At 69.7% G+C, this 7010-nt stretch carries 8 protein-coding genes and 1 pseudogene; 5 read left to right on the top strand and 4 right to left on the bottom strand.

The genetic code is table 11. The features are described from left to right. A partial coding sequence (locus I0Q12_RS12005) for a cation diffusion facilitator family transporter (protein ID WP_197252131.1) occupies positions 1 to 553 on the top strand: 553 nt, incomplete at its 5' end. 9 nt (positions 554 to 562) lie between these two features. On the opposite strand, the gene I0Q12_RS12000 is transcribed toward I0Q12_RS12005, so the two are convergent. Beyond that, positions 563 to 1165 carry a LysE/ArgO family amino acid transporter gene (locus I0Q12_RS12000; RefSeq protein ID WP_197252142.1) on the bottom strand — a complete coding sequence of 201 codons (603 nt, stop codon included), beginning with the start codon at positions 1163 to 1165 and terminating at the stop codon, positions 563 to 565. A gap of 72 nt (positions 1166 to 1237) precedes the next feature. On the opposite strand from I0Q12_RS12000, the gene I0Q12_RS11995 reads away from it, so the two are divergent. After that, the gene (locus I0Q12_RS11995; RefSeq protein ID WP_197252130.1) at positions 1238 to 2170 is read left to right on the top strand and encodes a LysR family transcriptional regulator ArgP; all 933 of its coding nucleotides are present in this window, start codon (positions 1238 to 1240) and stop codon (positions 2168 to 2170) included. Here the strand turns inward: I0Q12_RS11995 and I0Q12_RS11990 are convergent. Beyond that, positions 2159 to 2632 (bottom strand): MarR family winged helix-turn-helix transcriptional regulator, encoded by a 474-nt coding sequence (locus I0Q12_RS11990; RefSeq protein ID WP_197252129.1) that lies wholly within the window; start codon positions 2630 to 2632, stop codon positions 2159 to 2161. The genes I0Q12_RS11995 and I0Q12_RS11990 overlap by 12 nt on opposite strands. Before the next feature lie 74 nt (positions 2633 to 2706). On the opposite strand from I0Q12_RS11990, the gene I0Q12_RS11985 reads away from it, so the two are divergent. After that, the gene (locus I0Q12_RS11985) at positions 2707 to 3981 is read left to right on the top strand and encodes a multidrug effflux MFS transporter (RefSeq protein ID WP_231610476.1); all 1275 of its coding nucleotides are present in this window, start codon (positions 2707 to 2709) and stop codon (positions 3979 to 3981) included. Between the two features lie 66 nt (positions 3982 to 4047). Here the strand turns inward: I0Q12_RS11985 and I0Q12_RS11980 are convergent, their stop codons facing one another. Beyond that, positions 4048 to 4887 carry a mycofactocin-coupled SDR family oxidoreductase gene (locus I0Q12_RS11980; RefSeq protein ID WP_197252127.1) on the bottom strand — a complete coding sequence of 280 codons (840 nt, stop codon included), beginning with the start codon at positions 4885 to 4887 and terminating at the stop codon, positions 4048 to 4050. A gap of 309 nt (positions 4888 to 5196) precedes the next feature. On the opposite strand from I0Q12_RS11980, the gene I0Q12_RS11975 reads away from it, so the two are divergent. Then, positions 5197 to 5874 (top strand): TetR/AcrR family transcriptional regulator, encoded by a 678-nt coding sequence (locus I0Q12_RS11975; RefSeq protein ID WP_197252126.1) that lies wholly within the window; start codon positions 5197 to 5199, stop codon positions 5872 to 5874. 85 nt (positions 5875 to 5959) lie between these two features. Further along, positions 5960 to 6583, top strand: coding sequence for a bifunctional 2-polyprenyl-6-hydroxyphenol methylase/3-demethylubiquinol 3-O-methyltransferase UbiG (locus I0Q12_RS11970; RefSeq protein WP_197252125.1), 624 nt, complete (start codon positions 5960 to 5962; stop codon positions 6581 to 6583). Positions 6584 to 6590: 7 nt separating this feature from the next. Here the strand turns inward: I0Q12_RS11970 and I0Q12_RS11965 are convergent. After that, positions 6591 to 7010, bottom strand: a pseudogene (locus I0Q12_RS11965) (ROK family protein); the annotation flags it as partial.

Raw genomic sequence — 7010 nt, 5'->3', positions numbered from 1 at the left:
GCTGGGGCTGGGCCTGTTCCTGTCGGCGGGATCGTCGGTTCTCAATCTCGCGGTCGGGCTCCTGCTGCTGAGGGTCGGGCGGCAGCATCGTTCGATCACGCTGATCGCCGACGGCAAGCACCTGCTCACCGACGTATGGACGTCGGTGGGGGTTCTCGTCGGTATCGGCCTGGTCGCCCTGTTCGGCTGGTACGTCCTCGATCCGATCGTGGCGTTGCTCGTCGGCCTGAACATCCTGCGTATCGGCTACGGCCTGGTGCGCGAATCCGTTGTCGGATTGCTCGACGCGGCGCTGCCCGCCGACGACGTCGCGCAGGTGCAGCAGGTGCTCGATCGATACCGCGACGAGTCGGTGACGATCCTGCCGCCCCGCACCCGGGCCTCGGGCCGGCAGCGTTTCGTGTATCTCACGGTGCGCGTGCCCGGCGACTGGACGGTGCGGGCGGGACACGATCTGCTCGACCGGGTCGAGGACGATGTGCGCTCGGCCCTGCCGGGAACCACGGTGTTCACCCACCTGGAACCCATCGGCAAGGTCGCGCGGCGTCGCTGAACCTGCAGGTCAGTTCCCGACCGCGAGACCCACGCCCAGGCTCACCATGAGCACCGCGACGGCGCCGTCGAGGATCCGCCAGGCGCCGGGTCGCGCGAACCACGCCCGCAGATACCGCGCGCCGTAGCCGAGCGCACCGAACCACACGATGCTCGCGGCGACGGCGCCGGCACCGAACCACCACTTGCCCGGGTTGCCGTGGGTGTTGGCGACCGATCCGAGCATGAGGACGGTGTCGAGGTAGACGTGCGGATTGAGCCATGTCAGCGCGAGACAGGTCGCGAGCGCGGCACCGACGGTGATCGCCCCGCCCGGGGCCGCGCTCAACGCGGACGGTCGCAGGGCGCGCCGGGCCGCGAGCAGACCGTACGAGACGAGGAAGATCACACCGCCCCAACGAATCACTTCGAGCGCGCCGGGGGCTCGATCGAGGACGGTCGCGATCCCGGCGATACCGGCGGCGATGAGCACCGCGTCGGACAGGGCACACACGACGATCACCGGCAGCACGTGCCGGCGCGCGATGGCCAGGCGCAGGACGAACGCGTTCTGCGCTCCGATCGCGACGATCAGCGAGAGTCCGGTGAGGAAACCGGCGAGGACGAGGTTCACGACGACCACGTTAGGAAAGGTCACGAGATAAGAACAGTTGATTTTCCTTAAGGAACATTAGAGTTTCTTCATATGGATCTGGACTTCGCTCAACTACGCACGTTCGCCGCGGTGCTGGACGAGGGCACCTTCGACGGCGCCGCCGCGGTCCTGCGGATCACCCCGTCCGCCGTGAGCCAGCGCATCAAGGCCCTCGAACAGCAGGTCGGGCAGGTGCTGGTGCGCCGGACCCGACCGGTGACCGCGACCGGGCCCGGGGAGGCGATCATGCGGCTGGCCCGCCAGGTGGCCCGGCTCGAGCAGGACACCGCGGAGGCGCTCGGCCTCACCGCGAGCGCGGACAACTACGTGACCGTCCCGCTCGTGGTCAACGCCGACTCGATGTCCACCTGGATGCTGCGGGCGCTGGCCCGGATGCCGCAGCACCACCGCGCGCTGTTCGAACTGCTGCGCGAGGACGAGTTCCATTCCACCTCGCTACTGCGGGACGGCACGGCGATGGCAGCGGTCACGTCGGTACCCGATCCGGTGCAGGGCTGCACGTCCGAAAACCTCGGCGCCATGCGGTATCACGCGATGGCGAGCGTCGACTTCGCGGCGCACTGGTTCCCCGACGGGATGACCACGGCCGCGTTGCGCGAGGCGCCGATGCTCACCTTCGACCGCAAGGACGACCTGCAGAACCGCTTCCTCCGGAGGCACACCCGCAGCCGGTTCGACCCGCCGCGCAACTACGTGCCGGGTGCGCGCGAGTTCGTCGACGCCGCGCGCCTGGGGCTCGGCTGGGGCATGCTGCCCGAACCGATGCTCGATTTCGCGCTCGGCGACGATGTGCTCGACCTCGCACTCGGCGGCGATGCCGATCTGGTGCAGCTGGCCCCGGACGAGCCGTTCGACGTGCCGCTGTACTGGCAGCGCTGGCGGTTGGAATCGCCCGTTCTGGACGCGCTCACCGAGGTGGTGCGGCGCACGGCGCGGGAGGTGCTGCGCCCGTCAGTCGCCTGACATCGAATCCAGCCGGGCGAGCAGCGGGGCCGCCTCGAGAAGTTTGGCCGCCTCGTCCTCGCTCATCCCGTCGAGGAGCCGGCGGACGCCGTCGAACCACATGTCGTCGATCCGGCTGTTGTTGCGCTCGGCGAGGGGTGTCTGGTGCAGGCGGTGCGAGCGGCCGTCGTGGGGGTCGACCTGCCGTTCGACCAGGCCGCGGTCGACGAGGCGGCGGACCGTGGTGCTGACGTTGCTGCTCTGCAGGCCCAGATAGCGGGCGACCTCGGACACCGTGCTGCCGGGGCGTTCGGCCAGTGTCCGGAGCACCTCGATCTCCGACTGGGGAAGCAGGGACAATCCCGCCTCCTTCTCCCCGAAACGGCGCAGCGCCCAGACCAGCGAGCGGGCGGTCCGGGCCAGGCGCCGGACGTCCTCGTCGGATGGGGTGGTGCCGTCGGCGGCGGGCGGATCGTTGGACACGCCCGCAGTCTAGCCGCTATTTTAGATATACTTTTAGATCTACTTCTAGATACATCCCCACTCGAAGGGTCGTCTTGAACCAGCACTCCCAGCACGCGGGCACCGCCGTGGCCGAGCCCGCCGACGCCTCCGCCGCTCCCCCGGTCCCGGCCCCGGACACCCCGCACTTCCCTGCGAAGCTCGTCGCCACGCTGGCGCTGCTCGCGGCGGTCGCCCCGCTCGCGATCGACATGTATCTGCCGGCGTTCCCCGAGATGGCCGTCGAGTTCGGCACCAGCGCGTCGGCCGTGCAGCTCACCCTCACGACGTTCCTCATCGGCCTGGCCCTCGGCCAGCTCGTGTTCGGGCCGCTCTCGGACCGGTTCGGTCGCCGGCCGCTGCTGCTCGTCGGCACCCTGGTGTGTGCGGTGTTCAGCGCCGCCTCGGCCCTCGCCCCCACCGTCGAGCTGCTCGCCGCGTCACGCTTCCTGCAGGGCTTCGCCGGCGCGGCCGGCATCGTGCTCGGCCGCGCGGTGATCTCCGATCGCGCGCACGGCCCGGCCGCGGCCAAGCTGTTCGGGCTGCTCGTCGTGGTCAACGCCGTCGCCCCCGTCGTCGCCCCGCTGGTCGGGGGCACGGTCGTCACCAATGTCGGCTGGCGCGCCGTGTTCTGGGTGCTGGCCGGGCTGTCACTGCTGATGTTCGCGTGTGTCCTGGCGCTGGTGCCGGAAACCCATCCGAAGGAACGCCGCTCCACCGGTGGTGCGGCCGCGATGCTGGGTGACGCCCGTGCTCTCCTCCGCAACCGCCGGTACGTCGGATACACCCTGGCGTACGCCTTCGCGTTCGGCGTGATGTTCGCCTACATCTCGGCGTCACCGTTCGTGCTGCAGAACATCCACGGTCTCTCGACGGGCTGGTACACCGTCTCGTTCACGGCCAACGCGATCGGCCTGGTGATCTTCAGCGTGGTCAACGGCGCGGTCGCGGGCCGGTTCGGCGAGCGCGCGACGCTGCGCATCGGCCTGACGTTGCTCGCCGTGTTCTCCGTCGTCATGCTGGTCGACGCGCTGGCCGGTCCGGTCCTGTGGGTCACGCTGGTCACGTTGTGGTTGACGATGGGCAGCCTCGGCCTGGTCATCGCGAATGCCACCACCCTGGCGCTCGGCGAGGCGCAGCGCGCCGCGGGCACCGGTTCGGCCATTCTCGGCGCCCTGCAGTTCCTGCTCGCCGCGGCGATCTCGCCGCTCGTCGGCATCGGCGGCGAGGAAACCGCTCTGCCCATGGGGATCGCGATGGTGCTCAGCGCCGCGATCGCCCTGGGTGCGCTCACGCTGACCGGATCGCGCTCGGCCGATCGCACCGCATAACCGCGCGGCCGCACACCCGGCCCGACCGATTCCGTATCGGTCGGGCCGGGTTGCGTTGTGCCCGTTCTACTTCAGCATGCTGCCGGCGTCCACCGTCAGCGGCAGGCCCGTCACGTAGCGGGACTCGTCGGACGCCAGGAACAGCACCGCGTTGCTGATGTCGACCGGGTCGACCCAGCCGACCGGCAGCACGTGCATCAGCTTCGCCACCACCTCCATGTCCTCGGGACCCGGGTTCTCGAGGTCGGGGCGGAACATCTTCATGGTGCCCTCGTTCATGAACATCGGCGTCGAGACGTTCGTCGGGTGCACCGAGTTGACCCGGATCGAGTGCTGGCCGAGTTCGACCGCGAACGTGCGCATCAGACCGACCACACCGTGCTTGGCGGCGATGTAGTGCCCCGTGTGCGGGTACGCCTTGAGCCCGCCCACCGAGCTGGTCAACACGATCGAGCCGCCACGACCGCCCGAGATCAGGTGCGGCACACCGGCCTTCACGGCCTTCCAGACGCCCGACAGGTTGACGCCGATCATGTCGTCCCAGTCGCTCTCACTGGTCTCGTGGAGCGTCTCGCCGCCGTTGCCGATGCCGGCGTTGGCGACGATGATGTCGAGCCTGCCGAGCTGTTCGACGGCGCCGTCCAGCGTCTCCTTCACGGCCTCGTAGTCACGCACATCGACCTGGGCCGTCACGATGCGCCGATCGAGGTTCTTCACCAGTGCGGCCGTCTCGGCCAGGTCCTCCGGAGTGGACGGCGGGATCGGGCTGCCCTCCGTGATCGGTCCGCAGATGTCGATCGCGATGATGTCGGCGCCCTCTTCGGCCAACCGCACCGCGTGGCTGCGCCCCTGACCTCGCGCCGCACCCGTGATGAACGCGACCTTCCCCTCGACCCGTCCGGCCATGGTTTCCTCCCTGCTCTCGACGATGTGCGTATCAGTCCGAATTCGGTTGCTCAGCTGTCCGTTCCGGAACGGTCCCTACGTTCCGCACCCGAGGCCGAGCACGCCGGAAGAAGGCTGCCGTCGAGACGTCGAACACGAGGCCACCCCCTCGGACGTGCGGTTCGCGCGGTGCGGCGAAGTGAGAAAAACTGATCGATCGATCAGGCTGATACAGTGGCCACATGCTTGCATGAGGCGTAGATCACAGTCAAGACCCGAGCGGGTTCATCGCTGCGATCATGCGTCCGACGTGGACCGGAGGTGTTCCGAGTGGGTAGACCACAGGTGAGCGAGGGCAAGGAACCCGGGGCGCGCGAGCGACTGCTCGAGGCGACCGCTCAGATCATGGAGGAGGAAGGCTACGCCGCGGCGACGTCGCGGCGCGTGGCCACGCGGGCCGGTGTGAAGCCGGCGCTGGTGTACTACTACTTCCCCACCATGGACGACCTGTTCCTCGCGGTGCTGCGCTCCGGCGCGGAGACCGTGCTCGAACGTCAGCGCCGGGCACTGTCCGAGGAGGATCCGCTGCGGGCGCTGTGGCGGATCGCCTCCGACACCCGCATGACCCGGCTGCACACCGAATTCATGGCCCTGGCGAACCACCGCAAGGCGATCGGCGCGGAACTGAAGGCGTACGCCGAGCGGGTCCGCGACATCGAGACGACCGCGCTGACCGTCGCGCTGCGCTCGCACGGCGTCGACCTCGACGAGTTTCCGCCCGTCGTGATCGCGATGTTCCTCACCGGTCTCGCCCGCACCATCGTCAACGAGGCGGCCATCGACGTCACGCGCGGACACGACGAGGCCCATCGGTTCATGGAGCGCTACATGGGACGGTTCGAGTCGCTGACCGCCCTCGCCGGACGTACCCGGGCCGCGGACGACACCGACGAACCCCCGAAGATCGAACCCGACGAATCGCCCGGGCCGGTGCCGGATCCGGACTGATCACCCCTTGCCGATCCGGCAAGGGAACTTGCCCTTCCGTCGGGGCGTCACGCACAGTCGGGGCAGTACACGGAAGGACGCCATCATGCCCGACGCATTCGACAGGGAGTTCTGGGAGGACCGCTACCGGGGTCGCTCCACGATCCACCGTCATCCCAATCCCCAGCTCGTCGCCGAGGTCGCGGACCTGCCGCCCGGCCGGGCACTGGACGCCGGATGCGGCGAGGGCGGCGACGCCCTGTGGCTCGCCGCGCGGGGCTGGCACGTGACCGCGGTGGACATCGCCGAGACCGCTCTGGACCGCGCGCGTGCGCACGCCGCCACCGCCGGGGCCGACGTCGCGAACCGGATCGAGTGGGTGCGCGCGGATCTGAGCGAATGGACACCGCCGCGCGGCGGCTACGATCTCGTCTCCTCCCACTACGTGCACGCGCCCGGACCGCGCGAGGAGCTCCTGCGGCGACTGGCCGGCGCGGTCGCGCCGGGGGGAACGCTGCTCGTCGTCGGCCACGACCATCCCGTCCACCCGCACCCCGGAGATCACACGGCACCGGAATCACGGGTCACCACAAGCGAACTCGCGGCCGGTCTGAAACCGGACCTGTGGGAGGGCGTGGTCGCCGAGTCGCGGACCCACACGGTGAACGGACACGACGGACAGGAGTTCGTCATGCACGACGCGGTGCTCCGCGCCGTCCGACGCCCCTGACGCAGGCTCAGCCGCAGAAGCGGTCGGCGGCGGGGTCGTAGGACGGGCGCGCCGCCCGGCGGGCCAGTGTCGCGACCGGGTCGGTGTACACGGCGGACAGCGACGCACCGAGCGCACCGGCGTCGCCGATCCCTTCACCGAACGACGAGAAGGTGAGCGGCAGAGCGGGCAGCGCGCTCGCCCGCGCATAGCTGCGGGCGAGGACCTGCCGACCGGGACGGTAGGCCTCGAGCCCCCGCCCTCCGACCGCGACGACGTCGGGGTTGACGATGTCCCGCATCACCGCGACCGCCCGACCGATCGTCTCGGCTCGCGAATCGAGAAGCGCAGCAGCAGCTTTCGATCCAGATTCGGCGGCGGCATACAGTTCGCCGATACCGCGGGACGCGGCTTCCCAGCCGAGCACGCCGTCGCGGACCGCGGCGTC

This window comes from Rhodococcus sp. CX (genome assembly GCF_015865005.1).
Classification (GTDB): Bacteria; Actinomycetota; Actinomycetes; order Mycobacteriales; family Mycobacteriaceae; genus Rhodococcus.
Note: the sequence above shows the minus strand (reverse complement) of the source record. Positions and strands in the feature narration are given on the sequence as shown.